We start from the raw sequence: 15,343 nt of genomic DNA, 5'->3' as shown, positions 1-15,343 counted from the left end.
AAATTATGAAACCGTTCCCAAATATCCGACGTTAAGCCGATTAGATGGATAATTCTTTAGATAATTGATACATATCTTTATCGATTGTATGCTTTTGAGCTAACGCTTCGATAATGTCATGATCAACAAGTTTATTATCTTGAATACCTACACAACGTCCACCTTTACCAGCAATTAATAATTCAACTGCTCTTGCGCCAAGACGACTTGCTAATACACGGTCTTGTGCACTTGGTGATCCACCACGTTGTACGTGACCTAATACAGTTACACGAGTATCAAAGTTTGTTGCTTCCTCAATATGCTTACCGATGTCAATTGCACTTCCAACACCTTCAGCCACAATGATAATACTGTGTTTTTTACCACGTTCACTACCACGCTTCAGACGAGCAATAACATCTTCCATGTCATACTCTTCTTCTGGAATTAAAATTGTTTCAGCACCATCAGCTAAACCAGCCCATAATGCGATATCTCCAGCATGACGTCCCATTACTTCGATAACATATGTACGTTCATGAGATGTAGCTGTGTCACGAATTTTATCAATTGCATCAATAACAGTATTTAAAGCTGTATCGAAACCAATTGTGAAGTCTGTTCCAGGAATATCATTGTCGATTGTACCTGGTACACCAACACATGGGAATCCTTGTTCAGTTAATTTTTTAGCACCTTGGTAAGAACCATCTCCACCAATAACAACAAGTCCTTCGATACCGTGTTTCTTTAATTGCTCGATACCTTTTAGTCGTACTTCTGGATCTTTAAACTCAGGACATCTTGCTGTATATAATTTTGTACCACCACGGTGGATAATATCGCCAACAGAACCAAGTTCTAATTTTTCAATATGACCAGAAATTAAACCAGCGTATCCATGGTAAATACCATATACTTCAATATCATGGAAAATCGCTTTACGAACAACTGCACGAATGGCAGCATTCATACCAGGTGAATCTCCACCACTTGTTAATACACCAATACGTTTCATTTGTACTCACCTCATAAAGATTATTTGCCTTATAATAAAATAACACGAAAAAATATAAAAACACAATGGAGAAGATGTGTCTTTTCATAATAAAAACGTGCATTCGCGAAGAGGAACGCACGCTTTTATTATTTTATCCCAATGGAAGCGTTTGAAAACGAAACTTGCCCAATTTTCATATATTTTTCATAACGTTTTTCGATTAACTCATCTTTCGAAATTCCGCTTAATTGTTCAAAAGTTTTCTTAAGCATTAAATCTATATTTTCTGATTGTTTTAAAATATTACGATGTGCTCCGCCTTTTGCCTCTGGAATGATTTCGTCAATTACACCTAATTCTTTTAAATCTAATGCTGTAATTTTCATCGCTTCTGCAGCTTCTTTTGCTTTACCAGCGTCTTTCCAAAGAATTGCCGCCGCACCCTCTGGTGTAATAACAGAATACGTGGAATTTTCCAGCATATGAATGTAATCTCCTACTCCAAGACCTAACGCACCACCACTACCACCTTCACCGATAACAATACAAATAACAGGTACAGTTAAACCCGCCATTTCAAATAAATTACGAGCGATCGCTTCACTTTGTCCACGTTCTTCAGCTGCTTTACCAGGATAAGCTCCCTTCGTATCAATGAAACAAATAATAGGACGGTTAAACTTTTCCGCTTGTTTCATTAGACGCAGTGCTTTTCGATATCCTTCTGGATGAGGCATCCCAAAATTACGACGAATATTTTCTTTCGTATCTTTTCCGCGTTGATGCCCAATTACAGTTACTGGCATCCCCTTATATTTCGCAATGCCGCCGACAATCGCTGCATCGTCGCCAAATAGGCGATCTCCATGACATTCAAAAAAATTAGTAAATAAGTGCTCAATATAATCGAGCGTTGTCGGTCGTTCTGCATGACGAGCAATTTGAACACGGTCCCATACTTTCATATTCCCGTATATATCTTCCTCTAATTTTTCTAACTTGTCTTCCAAAATACGAATCTCCTCACTGAAGTCCATCTGGCTGTTTTTCGTATAGTCTTTCAGTTCACGAATCTTATTTCTTAGCTCAACAACTGGTTTCTCAAATTCTAGCTCTGCCATACAGCCATTTCCCCTCCTTGATGAACTTCTAAAATCTTACGGAGCGATTCTCTCATATCATCACGATGCACCACCGCATCTAATTGACCGTGCTCTAATAAAAATTCTGCCGTTTGGAAATCTTCCGGTAGTTTCTCACGCACTGTTTGTTCAATTACACGTCTACCAGCAAATCCGATAAGTGCACCTGGCTCTGCAAGATTGTAATCACCAAGTGAAGCGAAACTCGCTGAAACCCCGCCCGTCGTTGGGTGAGTCATAACAGAAATAAATAACCCTCCTGCATTACTATGCTTTTTCAAAGCTACGCTTGTTTTTGCCATTTGCATTAAACTTAATATCCCTTCTTGCATACGGGCACCACCCGACGCAGTAAAGATAATAAATGGAACTTGTAAGTCGTATGCTTTTTCAACTGCACGGGCAATTTTCTCTCCTACAACAGAGCCCATGCTGCCCATTCGAAAACGAGAATCCATTACTGCAACAACAACAAGCATGTCATCAATTGTTCCTTCACCAGTTACAACCGCTTCGTTCAATTCAGTCTTCTTACGATCGCTCTCTAGTTTCTCTTCGTATCCTGGAAACTCGAGTGGATTTAATGAAACCATTTCTTTGTCATACTCACGGAATGACCCTTCGTCCAATATACTATCAAGACGTTCCCATGCATTCATAGGATGATGATATCCACAATTCACACATACTTTTAAATTTTTTAGAACCTCTTTCGTATACATGATTTTTTTACATTTCGGACATTTTGTCATAACGCCATCTGGTACATCTTTTCGTACTTGTTCTGAAGGTATTGCAGCGTACTTTTTCTTTTTCACGAATAAATCTCTTAGCACAATTTGACCCCCTTCGTTGAGAGCTAAGGTTAGCGCAAGAAGAAAATTGGGCTAACACCAAAGTTTGATGTTAGCCTTATCTTCTCAATCTGTCTAATAACCTCACTCTTTACGTTTAACTTTAACCGCTACGCGATAGAATGTTTGTCATAACGTGTCATGGTCATTTCGACAAATTTTATACATTACGAGTGAAACTGTATATTCTCTACTAATTCATCGTAAATTTTTAGTGCATCATTTTCTTGTTTTTCTTCCAAAGTAGCATAAAGCTTTCTATACATATCGATAGAATCTCCTGAAACTTTACAAGAAAGAGTTGATACGTAATCATTTACGATCATCCAAATGCGATAAAGTAAATAATTATCGACTTGTTCAATAAGTGTTTTAAAGAACGTTTGATGAAGCATTGGAATTGAGTTTTCATTTTCTTCAAGCACTTTGTGTAATTTACTTAGCACTTTAGAAAACGTTTCTTTCGGTAAATTACATACAATTCGAATCATATCTTTCTCGAGCAATCCTTTTGTTTGTAATAAATCACGAATTGTTTTCTCATCTTGCAGCAAGAACGGCGCAATCAATTGTACAAGACCGTTATCGTAAAAGTTTCGAATAAACGTCCCTTCACCACGTCTCGTTTCAATCAACCCTACCAGTTCTAAAGCACGCAATGCTTCTCTTACAGAGGAACGCCCTACGTTTAAACGTGAACTTAACTCACGCTCAGACGGCAAACGATCCCCCGCCACCAATCCATCTTCTTCCATAATGGAACGGATTTTTTTTACAATTTCGAGATATACTTTTGTATTTGATGATGTCAATGGAAATTCCTCGCTTATTCTTTACCAATCAGCGCTAATTGTTTTGTTTTCTCAGCAATCTCATTTGGATCTACTTGACGGCGAGCTACTCCTGTCTCCATTGCAGCTTTCGCAACGTAAGCTGCCACTTGAGGCGCTACACGCGCGTCAAACGGTGCAGGAATGATATACTCTGCATTCAACTCATCTTCTGCTACAAGCTCAGCAATAGCCTGTACAGCTGCCATCTTCATTTCTTCGTTAATTTGTGTCGCATGTACGTCAAGTGCACCACGGAAAATACCAGGGAACGCTAGTACATTATTTACTTGGTTTGCGAAGTCAGAACGACCCGTTCCAACAACAGCTGCGCCCGCTGCTTTTGCCAATTCTGGCATAATTTCTGGAACTGGATTCGCCATTGCAAAAATAATTGCATCGTCATTCATTGTACGAACCATCTCTTCTGTTAATGCACCTTCTGCAGATACACCAATGAATACGTCCGCACCTTGCACAACATCAGCTAAAGAACCTTCGATACGATTCTTATTTGTATATTTTGCAACTTCATCCTTCACAGGATTCATACCTGTAGGACGACCCTCATAGATCGCACCTTTACGGTCACACATAATAATGTCGCGTACACCATAGCGATATAAAAGTTTAATAATTGCAATACCTGCTGCACCTGCGCCATTTGCGACAACTTTAATGTCAGACATTTTCTTTCCAACTAATTTTAGCGCGTTCACAAGACCTGCTACTGTTACGATAGCTGTTCCGTGTTGATCATCATGGAAGATAGGAATATTTGTTTCTTTTTTCAAACGTTCTTCAATAATGAAGCAGTTTGGTGCTGCGATATCCTCTAAGTTAACGCCGCCAAAAGTTGGCTCCATTAATTTTACAGTTTCAACAATTTTATCTACATCGTTTGTATTTAAGGCAATTGGGAATGCATCTACACCAGCAAAGCTCTTGAATAATACAGCTTTACCTTCCATTACTGGAAGAGATGCTTCAGGTCCAATGTTACCAAGACCAAGTACAGCCGTTCCATCAGTCACAACTGCTACCATATTTCCCTTCATCGTATATTCATATACCTTACTTTTATCGTCATAAATTTCTTTACAAGGCTCTGCAACCCCTGGAGAATATGCAAGACTTAAATCTTTTGCATTTTCTACTTTTACTTTTGATACAGTTTCTAATTTTCCTTGATGCACTTTATGCATGTGAAGTGCTTCTTCACGAAGTGTTGACAAACTATCCACTCTCCTCAAATTATTCTAGCTGATATCAATTTCTCCAAGTGGTCTGACCACGAACACTACTACTATAATAATCGAAGTGTAGGGAAATTGTCCATTATATTTTCACAACCACATTTTCTTCCCCGACAATTTCACGAAGTGCTCCTAAACATTCTTCACTTGGATGAATCGATAAACTTCGTGATAATTGTACCATTTTATGTTCCTTTTCATAATAAATTAGTACTTTCGCAAAACCCGAATAGTCAAACAATATTTTAGTAACCTGATTTAACTGCTTTTTCTCATACTGAGACGGCAATTTCACGTAAACAGTTGCGTCTTTTTTTTCTTCATACACATCCATTTCTTCTAACGGATATAGCCCATTTACAATCCATTGCAACTTATGATTTCTAAGCTCAATCATGCCGTCAACTAATACAATTGCGCCTTCTTGTAACTTATCTGAGAAATGTATATACGTTTCCGGGAAAAGAACTGCTTCCATTTCATCATTTTGATCACAAAATGTAATAAACGCCATCTTTTGCAACTTTTTCGTACGAATTACTCTCACGCTTGTTATATACACGATTGCTCTTTGTACTTTTTTCTTATGCCGCATTGCCTGAGCGAGAGATGGAATTTCTAATTCTTTCGCTAACTTTACATACTGCGCTGTCGGATAGCTTGATAAATAAAAGCCTAATGCTTCCTTTTCTTTATTTAACTGTTCAATAAAAGAGAGCTCTTCTCCTTGTACGTATTTCGATTTCGGAACAGCATCTCCTAAATCACGTGCAAGATTTGCGTACTCTAACGCTCCTTTAAGACTTTTCCATAAATTCGTTCTCGAAATACCAAAATCATCAAAACATCCAGACCAGACGAACGCCTCTAAATTTCGCTCTGTTACAAACTTTGATGGCATGCGAAGACAAAATTCAAATAAATCTTCAAACATTTTTTTCTCTCGTTCTTCGAGTAATGCTGTCACTGTAGCCATTCCGATGTTTCGAATGGAAAGTAAGCTGTAACGTATCGCATTGCCTTCTATTTGAAAATTATAACCACTCCTCTGAAGAGACGGTGGCAAAACGTGAAAACCTTTCCGCTTCGTTTCTCGTATATACTGCACAATCTTATCTTCATTTCCAATTGCACTTGATAATAGTGCTGTCATAAATTCCAGCGTATAATTCGCTTTTAAGTAGGCAAGCTGATATCCAATCATACTGTAGGCTACCGCGTGACTTCGGTTAAAACCGTAATTTGCAAATCTTACAATTAAATCGTAAATTTTCTCCGCGGATGTCTCGTCATAATCATTTTGTAAACAACCTTGCACAAAATGCTTACGTTCCTGATCTAAAATATCACGATTTTTTTTACTCACTGCACGGCGCAATAAATCTGCTTCTCCGAGCGAGAATCCTGCTAATTTCGACGCAATTTGCATAATTTGTTCTTGATATACAATTACACCGTACGTTCTTTCTAAAATTGGCTTTAAGTCCGGATGTAAATATTCAATTTTTCTTTTTCCATGCTTTGATTCAATAAAGGTCGGAATTTGTTCCATCGGTCCTGGTCTATATAACGAGTTAACAGCAACAATATCTTCAAATTCATTCGGTTTTAACCCGCGAAGTACATTTCGCATACCACCTGATTCAAGCTGGAATACACCTGTTGTATCCCCTCTACCTAACAATTGGAACGTCTTTTCATCTTGAAGTGGTAAATTTCTTATATCAATTTGTGTCCCCGTTTTTTCCACGATAAACTTTATAATATTTTCAAGTAACGTTAAATTACGCAATCCTAAAAAGTCCATCTTTAACAAACCAAGTTCTTCTAATGCATCAGCTGGATATTGCGTAACATACACATCGTTATGCCCTTCTTGAATTGCAACACTTCCTGTTAACGGCTCTTGGCTCATAATAACGCCAGCTGCATGAATAGACGTATGACGTGGTAAGCCTTCTACACGTTTTGCAATTTCAAACACACGCTCATGTAACAGATTCCCTTGTATGAATTCACGGAGTGATTGCGATTCCTCATATGCATCTTTTAACGTTATACCAAGCTTTGATGGGATAAGTTTTGAGAATATGTCAATATCTCGCGGCGGAAGCCCCATTACACGCGCAATATCTCGAATTGCCGCTTTTGCTGCAAGCGTCCCAAACGTTACGATTTGTGCAACACGAAGCTGACCATATTTATCTTTCACATATCGAATCATCTCATCACGTCTTATATCTGGAAAATCGATATCAATATCTGGAAGTGTCACACGTTCGGGGTTTAAAAACCTTTCAAATAATAGATCATATTCAATCGGATCAATATCTGTAATTTCCAATACGTAAGAAACAAGTGAGCCAGCTGCCGATCCACGTCCTGGTCCTGTTAAAATATGATTTTCATGCGCATACTTCATAAAATCCCATACGATGAGGAAATAATCACTAAACCCCATACTAGAAATAACGTTTAATTCATGATTTAAACGCTTTATATGTACTTCTTTCGGCGTACCATAACGTTTCTGCAACCCTTCTTCACAAACGCGGCGTAAATACATATCATTCGTCTCGTTAGCCGGAACAGGAAATTTCGGTAATTGATTTATATGAAACGGTATTTCTACTCTGCAACGTTCTGCAATTTCTACTGTGTTATAAATCGCTTCTTCTACGTGAGAAAATAGTGCTTCCATTTCATCTGATGATTTTAAATAATATTGATCCGTTTTCAACCTCGGTCTATCTGGATCAGTCATTTTCGTTCCACTTTCAACAGATAATAAGCACTCATGAACAAGTGCGTCACTTTGATTGATGTAGCGTACATCGTTTGTTGCAACGACTGGAACATTTATCCTACCCATAAATGCAGGTAATTTCTCTTGCAGAAGCAGTTCATCTTGAATCGCATGATGCTGCAAACTCATATAAAAATTGCCGAACATGCTTTGATACATGCGAGCTAATTCTTCAGCTTCACTCTCTTTGTCTTCTAATAATAATTGTTCGATTTCCCCATCTTTACCTGGTGAAATAGCAATTAATCCTTTCGCATAATGGGCAAGCCACTTTTTCGGAATACCTTCTTTTGACTTCGTCATAATGCTACTAGAAATCTTTAATAAATTTTGATAGCCTATTTCATTTTCAGCAAGTAAAACAAGCGGATAAGATTTTTCATCTTCTTCACTAAAAATAGAAGCTGTTAAGCCGATAATAGGCTGTATACCATGTTTCTTACATGCTTTATAAAATGGAATAACACCATACATAACATTTTCATCCGTAATAGCGAGTGATGAAAAACCAAGTTCTTTCGCCCTGACTACAAGCTCATCAATTTTACAAGCACTTTTTAATAAACTAAAAACGGTTTGACATTGTAAATGCACAAACTTCACTGTTGTACCCTCTCTTTACCAATTTGACTACTTTTATTATAGGTGATGAGGAAAGCGGAAATCAAAACATACTTCTTATACTTTGTCCATATATATGAAGAAGAAAGGGGAATGACGATGGATGTAAGAGAACACACTTTTTTCTCTCTGCTTATTATTAGTTACTTTATTGCCTTTGGGGTTATACTCGGTGGTTCATTAATTGGCGGCTTTGGTGCATTTCTTATCGGAAAACCAACTCTAACTTACATTAATCAATTCGCCCAAAATTTAAAAATTTGGGCACTCGTTGCAGCAATTGGCGGAACATTTGATACTTTTTATAGCTTTGAAAGAAGTTTCTTTGGCGGAGATATGAAAGATATCGTAAAACAAATTCTCCTTATTTTTTTTGCAACGGGTGGTATGCAAACAGGTCTTACTATTATTAAATGGCTAACGCAGGAACATGTATGAGAGTACCAAGTGCCAATACAGCAAAAAAATGGTATTTAGTTTTAGCTGGTGCTGCTGTTGGAGGCGTATTGAGCTGGTTTATTTTTTTGTACATATACGGTGTTTTTCAAGAAGAACAAGCTAGTAAAATAGCAGAGCAACGAGAAATTATAGAAAAACAAGAAGCAAAGCTTCACGTCCTTCTCGAAGATCAAGAAAAATTGAACACTGAAAATAAACGGCTCTTAACTATTCAAGAGATTAAAATAAAACTTATAAATCGAGAAAAATACGATTTAGACAATCTTACACTCGAAAATATGACCACATCTATCCATAATGACCTCCAGCACCTTTTAACGAAAAACATACAAAGTATCGCAAAAAATAAAGACCTACTCAAAAAGGTAATCGAAAACAAAACGTACAAACATTACGATCGTCTATACCGCTTTAAAGTCGATACAATATCTTTTGATACCGTGCTTGAAATTAGCATTACTATAGAGAAAGAAAAATAAAGAAGGAGGGCTTTAGCGCCGCTCCTTCTTTTCGTTTTCATATATAATCTCTTATCTACACAACTCACATAAATCAGCAAAAAGACGATCCGCTTCTTCCCAAGAAGATGCTTTTGCACCAGACGCCATCGGATGCCCTCCGCCATTATATTGCATTGCTAATTTATTTATAACTGGTCCTTTTGAACGAAGACGAACACGAATCACATCATCTTCCTCTAAAAATAGAACCCACGACTTTAATCCATCTATATTACCAAGTGCTCCAACAACGCCAGATGCCTCAGAAGGAAGCACATCAAACTTTTCTAATACTTCTTTCGTTAATTTAATGTAAGCTGCTCCTTCTTCTACCATCGTAAAGTTTTGTAAAATATAGCCGTTCAAACGAGCAATCTTTTCTTTCGTCTTATACATTTCATTGTATAAATCTGTGAATTTCACATCCATATCAACAAGCTCACTTACGTAACGAAGTGTTTTCGCTGTTGTATTCGGAAATAAGAAACGACCTGTATCCCCAACAATACCCGCTAAAATAAGACGAGCTGCTTCTTTTGTTATCTGTAACCCTTTATCTTTTCCATACGTGTAAAACTCATAAATCATTTCACTTGTAGAACTTGCTGTCGTATCTACCCACGTAATATCTCCGTACGGATCTTCATTTGGATGATGGTCAATTTTAATTAACATCTTCCCTTTTGCATAACGTTGATCGTCAACACGTTCTTGGTTCGCAGTATCACATACGATAACAAGTGCATTTTCATATACACTATCTTCAATATCATCCATTACTCGTAAGTATGCTAATGACGGTTCGTTGTACCCAACCGTATAAATATTTTTCTCTGGAAACGATTCTTGTAGAATGGTACCAAGACCGCCCTGTGAACCTAACGCATCTGGATCTGGACGTACATGACGATGAATAATAATTGTATCAAACTCTTTAATTGCTCCTAAAATTTGCTCATGCATATGTATAATCTCCTTTTTACTCAACTTCTTCACTTTATCTTCCATTATAACGGAAAGTATTTCATACATGCGAATAATTGCTTTATAATAAAAGTTAGAAAGTTTAGATATTTCTTTTTTCTTCACTATTATTTTTCATAAAGCGATGGGAGTGTGCATTATGCCAGTATTAGTCTTCTGTATTATCGTCTCATTTATGTTGTACCTCTTCTACAAAACAAAATACTTTCGTACAAACCGCCCAATGGAGAAAGGTTGGCTCTCAGGAAAATCCGCAATGGCACTCGGTTCATTCGTCTTATTCTTCGGGATAAACCAATTCTTTTTAGAACTTTCAACCGCTCGTATTATCGTTGGTGTTTTATTTGTTCTATTTGGTATTGCAAGTGTATTTAATGGATTTCGCCAATACAAACATTTCTTACCATTGGCCGTTGAAGAAGCTGAATCTGTCTGAAGCAACGTAAAAAAGCATCAATATTGTGATGCTTTTTTACGTCCTCTAACTTTCAAAATCATATATGCAACAAACGCAGACGGTATATTAAAGAGATTCCCTTGTACGTGGAAATGTAATTGTTCTTCCTCAAAAGACATTTTTTCATATGGCTCTCGCTGAGGTAATCCTGTTTTTTTCTTTTTTTCATGTAAACCTTGTAAGTATAAATATTGAAACGGTATCATCACAAGGAAGTAAAATAGTGCGATACTACCAAAAAAGAGTACTGTTGATGACATAATGCATACCACCTTCCATAAATCCATTTTCTTACAATCAAATTATAATATAGTCTAGAATCCAAATGAATTAATATTCTGTTTTTTTATCAGGCAATTGTCTCCCCGCATAATTCCTCTTCCGCATAATGAATATATCGGCGAATAAAAGCGCCAGGATCTTTTCTAATAGGTTCAATATCAAGCCTTAATGGTATTTTTCCAGCCATATAAAAGATTCTTGAAGCAGTCCCAAGTCGAATGGCTGGTTCTGAAATATTTTCTCCATACCCCATTATGAAATCCCCCCATACATCTTCTAACTGTCCCGAAGCAATTAAATGTAATCTCGGAACACCAATATCAAACTCTTTATACCCAAATCCACATTCATCAAAATCAAGTAAATACCAATCCTCTTTGTCTACAAGAACATTACCAAAATGCATATCCCCATGAACAAATTGTTTTTCTCCTAGTTGAGTTGAATTTGTGAGTTCTTGTATTCTTTCTGCAATTTTCATGCATTTATGCTTATCCGCATGCGATAGAAATGAAGCATTTAGTAATCGCTGTAAAGGCTCGTGGATTATCTTTTTCTCACTATATATAGGCCTTTCGTAACCTCTCCAAGTTTGCGGCACTCTTTTGAGCACTTCATTTGTTTTTTCATGAAATATTCGCATTAGTGACCCAAGTTTTTCATAGTCCCTATCCCTTGGTTCTAAAATTTCATTTCCGTTTATAAACTTAAAGACAACAAAATACTGAATACTTCTCTCATCTTTCATAACAGATGTAATCCAATCACCATTTGTATTTACAACTACTTCTGGTACTAACATTTGTTTTTGCATCGCTATTAACCAATGTATTTCAGCCTCTATTTGCTCGGCTGTATAACGTCCTTCTCTATACTGCCTCACTACAAATTTATTTTTGTCCGATTTGAATATATATGTTTGATTTTCTCCCCCATGCAACAATGAAACTTTCGTAAGGCTATTTAAATTATATTGCTTACATAACTGCTCTGTAATGTGAAAATCCATTCTTCTCCCCCTAGTTCATATAGTGAAGCATCGTTTCCCTATCCAATTACACGATTGTTATCTCTTAACGATTAGTAGCGTAATCGATTAACAACTAATTTTCTATCCACATTGATACATATCCTTCTATTTTTTCACTTCTCTACCCGAACTCTTACGTAGCTTAATTATTAACTTCAAAACCCAATAAAACAAAATAAAGTTAACGAAAAAACCTAATGGATTAAACCAGCATTCCCATCCGCCATAATAAACAAACGTTTCAGCTGGTATACCAAAGTAAAGAAAATCCGGCTCATTTTCTCCTGATATAGGAATAAAGGCGCCCACACTAGCAAGAGTTACACTTACAAAATACAGCCTCTTTTTAATAGCGTTCATCCTTCTATGCGTTAACACATGCATAATGATGAAACATACGACCACTAAAAAGAAAATGATTCCGTCCATGCCCTTCCTCCTTATCGCTATTCCATTTCCACATCTTCAAATTTTTTAGTCTTTTATTATAACTATGAAATGATACGCTATTTATTTTTTGTTTCTATCCTTTTAAATAAAAAAATGGAACAAACCAAAGCGGCTTGCTCCATCTTTTTATTTATCGATCAACTGCACCATAAGTAATGCTTTCCCGACAACATTACCTTCATGATGCACTTCTACATCAACCTTACCAAATTTACGTCCAATTTCTAATACTTTCGGATGAACCGATACAACATTGTCAATTTGAACTGGTTTTACGAAATAAATTGTTAAGTTCTCAACAATTAAATCACTCTTCTTTTGCGCACGAATAACGCGATTCGTTGCTTCCGTCACAATTGTTGCGAATACACCGTAAGATAACGTTCCGATTGAATTCGTCATTTGCGGCGTCACTGAAAATTGATATAGATGTTCATTTTTTGCTTCTTTCGGCGTCATGAATTGATTCGTTACAATATCATCGATTGTTTCACCGACTTGTGGTTGACGCTGAATCATTTGCAATGCCTGAAGTACATCTTGACGGCTAATAATACCTTGCAGTTTATTTCCTTCATCAACAACAGGAAGTAACTCAATACCTTCCCATACCATCATACGTGCCGCAGCTGCGACAGACATTTTTCCATTTACCGTAATTGGATGTTTTGTCATCACTTTATCAATTGGTGTTTCTTTCGCAACACCAATCATATCTTTTGAAGTTACAATACCTAATACCTTTTTATTTTCATCAACAATTGGATATCTTCCGTGCATCGTCTCTTCATTATACGCATGCCATTGCTGTACTGTATCATTTGGTTTTAAATATAATGTCTCTTCAATTGGCGTTAAAATATCTTCAACGAGTACAATTTCTTTCTTGATAAGCTGATCGTAAATCGCACGGTTAATTAACGTTGCAACTGTAAATGTATCGTAACTACTTGAAATTATCGGCAATTTTAATTCATCTGCTAATTTCTTCACATGATCTTCCGTATCAAATCCACCCGTAATCAATACCGCAGCTCCGGCTTCTAACGCTAATTGATGTGCGTTCGTACGGTTACCGATAATAAGTAAGTTCCCAGCTTCTGTATAGCGCATCATCGCTTCTAATTTCATTGCCCCAATTACGAATTTATTTAACGTCTTATGTAGTCCTTCTCTGCCCCCAAGTACTTGACCATCGACAATGTTAACGACTTCTGCATATGTCAGCTTTTCAATATTCTCTTTCTTCTTTTGTTCAATTCGAATTGTTCCGACACGTTCAATCGTACTAACATATCCTTTATTTTCTGCATCTTTAATTGCACGGTAAGCTGTACCTTCACTTACACTCAAATCTTTTGCAATTTGCCTTACAGAAATTTTATGCCCTACTGGCAGGCCATTAATATGTTCTAAAATTTGGTTATGCTTGGTAGCCAAATGGTTTCACCATACTTTCTTTTCCCTAAATTCTTCATGTGTTGTATTTTCAGTATACTATATTTTCAAAACTGTTACACTCTCTCTTTGTATGTCTGTACTATTTTTTTTATAACAAAATACGCCTTACATTATACTACTTCTTCTATTACAACAATGTAATGGTATTGTCATCTCGTTCGATAGTTTGTCCAGCCGCTTCAATATACAATGAAGACAAGAAATAAAACAAAGGAGCGGATACATGATGAAAAAATTATTAGAAGTTGTAGGTGCTGTATTTTTAGCTTTCGTAGACGGGAAAAAAGTTGCAATGGAATTGAATGAAACACCTGAACATCCACTTCCAAAAAGGAAAGAATCACCAAAACAAGTACAAACTTTAAAAGCTGTCCTACACACGTAAAAAAACCTTCACTTGTCTTTTCAAATGAAGGGTTTCTTTTCTATAGTGTAATACTTTCTCCAGCCTCTAATACTTTCCCTGTACAATTTTGTAGCTTTTCTACAAATTGATATGGATCTTGTTCAATTACTGGGAACGTATTGTAATGCATCGGTACAACAGTTTTCGCCTGAACCCATTTTGCTGCTAAAACAGCATCTTCTGGTCCCATTGTGAAATTATCACCAATGGGTAAAAATGCTATATCAATGTTGTTCAGTTCCCCAATTAATTTCATATCAGAGAATAGAGCGGTATCTCCTGCATGGTATACAGTTTTCTCTTCTGCTGTAAATAAAATACCTGCTGGCATACCTGTATATGTAATCGTCTTATTTTCTTCATCAATATAACTAGAACCGTGGAATGCTTGTGTAAACTTCACTTTTCCGAAGCCAAATTCATGCGAACCACCAATATGCATCGGATGTGTATTCACACCTTGCCAACTTAAAAAGGTCGCTAGTTCAAATGGTGCCACAACAACTGCATTATTTTTCTTCGCAAGCTCTACTGTATCTCCAACATGATCACCATGTCCATGCGATAAAAGAACCGCATCTACTTTGACATCTTCAGCCTTTAAATCTGTTGTAGGATTTCCAGTTAAAAATGGGTCAATTAAAATCACTTTTCCATTCGTTTCAATCTTTACAACTGAATGCCCGTGATAAGATACTTTCATTACTACATTCCTCCCCTATACACATTCTCACTTTTTATTCTACATGATTTTTCAATTCCCTGTCTTTTCTAACATCTATTTACTTGTCATAACGCTTTCTTCCGATGTAAAGTTATATTT

At 36.7% G+C, this 15,343-nt stretch carries 16 protein-coding genes; 4 read left to right on the top strand and 12 right to left on the bottom strand.

Features of this window, described 5'->3' with window-relative positions; genetic code table 11:
• Positions 1–40: 40 nt before the first annotated feature.
• From pfkA to dnaE, 6 genes are all read right to left on the bottom strand, one after another.
• A complete protein-coding gene (pfkA, locus tag AABL52_RS04540; RefSeq protein WP_000821161.1) occupies positions 41–1,000 on the bottom strand; it encodes a 6-phosphofructokinase in 960 nt (319 codons plus the stop codon).
• A 128-nt stretch (positions 1,001–1,128) separates the two neighbouring features.
• Entirely contained in the window at positions 1,129–2,103 is a 975-nt protein-coding gene (gene accA, locus AABL52_RS04535) for an acetyl-CoA carboxylase carboxyl transferase subunit alpha (RefSeq protein WP_000818786.1), read from the bottom strand.
• Positions 2,091–2,960 carry an acetyl-CoA carboxylase, carboxyltransferase subunit beta gene (accD, locus tag AABL52_RS04530; RefSeq protein WP_000942872.1) on the bottom strand — a complete coding sequence of 290 codons (870 nt, stop codon included), beginning with the start codon at positions 2,958–2,960 and terminating at the stop codon, positions 2,091–2,093. Before accD ends, accA begins: the two co-directional genes overlap by 13 nt.
• A gap of 185 nt (positions 2,961–3,145) precedes the next feature.
• Positions 3,146–3,790: a FadR/GntR family transcriptional regulator gene (locus tag AABL52_RS04525; RefSeq protein WP_073516692.1), complete on the bottom strand. Its 645-nt coding sequence runs from the start codon at positions 3,788–3,790 to the stop codon at positions 3,146–3,148.
• A gap of 14 nt (positions 3,791–3,804) precedes the next feature.
• Positions 3,805–5,013: an NAD(P)-dependent malic enzyme gene (locus tag AABL52_RS04520; RefSeq protein ID WP_162937158.1), complete on the bottom strand. Its 1,209-nt coding sequence runs from the start codon at positions 5,011–5,013 to the stop codon at positions 3,805–3,807.
• Between the two features lie 133 nt (positions 5,014–5,146).
• Complete coding sequence (gene dnaE / locus AABL52_RS04515) at positions 5,147–8,473, bottom strand: DNA polymerase III subunit alpha (RefSeq protein ID WP_341518977.1); 3,327 nt, start codon at positions 8,471–8,473, stop codon at positions 5,147–5,149.
• A 42-nt stretch (positions 8,474–8,515) separates the two neighbouring features.
• Here dnaE and AABL52_RS04510 point away from each other — a divergent pair, with 42 nt between their 5' ends.
• Both AABL52_RS04510 and ytrI read left to right on the top strand, forming a co-directional pair.
• Positions 8,516–8,929, top strand: a complete 414-nt coding sequence (locus AABL52_RS04510; RefSeq protein ID WP_116329186.1) for a YtrH family sporulation protein — start codon at positions 8,516–8,518, stop codon at positions 8,927–8,929.
• Complete coding sequence (ytrI, locus tag AABL52_RS04505) at positions 8,926–9,429, top strand: sporulation membrane protein YtrI (RefSeq protein WP_001265726.1); 504 nt, start codon at positions 8,926–8,928, stop codon at positions 9,427–9,429. Before AABL52_RS04510 ends, ytrI begins: the two co-directional genes overlap by 4 nt.
• 51 nt (positions 9,430–9,480) lie before the next feature.
• Here the strand turns inward: ytrI and AABL52_RS04500 are convergent, their stop codons facing one another.
• Positions 9,481–10,413 (bottom strand): DHH family phosphoesterase, encoded by a 933-nt coding sequence (locus AABL52_RS04500; protein WP_217992277.1) that lies wholly within the window; start codon positions 10,411–10,413, stop codon positions 9,481–9,483.
• 160 nt (positions 10,414–10,573) lie between these two features.
• Here AABL52_RS04500 and AABL52_RS04495 point away from each other — a divergent pair, with 160 nt between their 5' ends.
• Positions 10,574–10,870 (top strand): YtpI family protein, encoded by a 297-nt coding sequence (locus tag AABL52_RS04495; protein WP_340421122.1) that lies wholly within the window; start codon positions 10,574–10,576, stop codon positions 10,868–10,870.
• Positions 10,871–10,887: 17 nt separating this feature from the next.
• Here the strand turns inward: AABL52_RS04495 and AABL52_RS04490 are convergent, their stop codons facing one another.
• The 4 genes from AABL52_RS04490 to AABL52_RS04475 form a co-directional block, all read right to left on the bottom strand.
• The gene (locus tag AABL52_RS04490) at positions 10,888–11,151 is read right to left on the bottom strand and encodes a DUF3949 domain-containing protein (protein WP_341518976.1); all 264 of its coding nucleotides are present in this window, start codon (positions 11,149–11,151) and stop codon (positions 10,888–10,890) included.
• 89 nt (positions 11,152–11,240) lie between these two features.
• Complete coding sequence (locus AABL52_RS04485) at positions 11,241–12,182, bottom strand: phosphotransferase enzyme family protein (protein WP_341518975.1); 942 nt, start codon at positions 12,180–12,182, stop codon at positions 11,241–11,243.
• A 126-nt stretch (positions 12,183–12,308) separates the two neighbouring features.
• The gene (locus AABL52_RS04480) at positions 12,309–12,632 is read right to left on the bottom strand and encodes a hypothetical protein (RefSeq protein ID WP_000348693.1); all 324 of its coding nucleotides are present in this window, start codon (positions 12,630–12,632) and stop codon (positions 12,309–12,311) included.
• Positions 12,633–12,779: 147 nt separating this feature from the next.
• Positions 12,780–14,093 (bottom strand): CBS domain-containing protein, encoded by a 1,314-nt coding sequence (locus AABL52_RS04475; protein ID WP_000201565.1) that lies wholly within the window; start codon positions 14,091–14,093, stop codon positions 12,780–12,782.
• Positions 14,094–14,337: 244 nt separating this feature from the next.
• Between AABL52_RS04475 and AABL52_RS04470 the strand changes: the two genes are divergently transcribed.
• Positions 14,338–14,499, top strand: coding sequence for a hypothetical protein (locus tag AABL52_RS04470; protein ID WP_341518974.1), 162 nt, complete (start codon positions 14,338–14,340; stop codon positions 14,497–14,499).
• A 40-nt stretch (positions 14,500–14,539) separates the two neighbouring features.
• Here AABL52_RS04470 and AABL52_RS04465 read toward each other — a convergent pair whose 3' ends face one another.
• On the bottom strand, positions 14,540–15,223 hold the full coding sequence (locus AABL52_RS04465) for a metal-dependent hydrolase (RefSeq protein WP_000868951.1): 684 nt from the start codon (positions 15,221–15,223) through the stop codon (positions 14,540–14,542).
• Positions 15,224–15,343: the final 120 nt, after the last annotated feature.

The organism is Bacillus paramobilis (assembly GCF_038096195.1).
GTDB classification, from domain to species: domain Bacteria; phylum Bacillota; class Bacilli; order Bacillales; family Bacillaceae_G; genus Bacillus_A; species Bacillus_A mobilis.
This window is presented reverse-complemented; position numbering and strand designations above follow the sequence as displayed.

Coding starts and splice junctions, on each gene's coding strand:
- pfkA (WP_000821161.1), bottom strand. CDS start 1,000: ATGAAACGTATTGGTGTATTAACAAGTGGTGGAGATTCACCTGGTATG.
- accA (WP_000818786.1), bottom strand. CDS start 2,103: ATGGCAGAGCTAGAATTTGAGAAACCAGTTGTTGAGCTAAGAAATAAG.
- AABL52_RS04520 (WP_162937158.1), bottom strand. CDS start 5,013: ATGCATAAAGTGCATCAAGGAAAATTAGAAACTGTATCAAAAGTAAAA.
- ytrI (WP_001265726.1), top strand. CDS start 8,926: ATGAGAGTACCAAGTGCCAATACAGCAAAAAAATGGTATTTAGTTTTA.
- AABL52_RS04500 (WP_217992277.1), bottom strand. CDS start 10,413: ATGCATGAGCAAATTTTAGGAGCAATTAAAGAGTTTGATACAATTATT.
- AABL52_RS04495 (WP_340421122.1), top strand. CDS start 10,574: ATGCCAGTATTAGTCTTCTGTATTATCGTCTCATTTATGTTGTACCTC.
- AABL52_RS04490 (WP_341518976.1), bottom strand. CDS start 11,151: ATGTCATCAACAGTACTCTTTTTTGGTAGTATCGCACTATTTTACTTC.
- AABL52_RS04485 (WP_341518975.1), bottom strand. CDS start 12,182: ATGGATTTTCACATTACAGAGCAGTTATGTAAGCAATATAATTTAAAT.
- AABL52_RS04480 (WP_000348693.1), bottom strand. CDS start 12,632: ATGGACGGAATCATTTTCTTTTTAGTGGTCGTATGTTTCATCATTATG.
- AABL52_RS04470 (WP_341518974.1), top strand. CDS start 14,338: ATGATGAAAAAATTATTAGAAGTTGTAGGTGCTGTATTTTTAGCTTTC.
- AABL52_RS04465 (WP_000868951.1), bottom strand. CDS start 15,223: ATGAAAGTATCTTATCACGGGCATTCAGTTGTAAAGATTGAAACGAAT.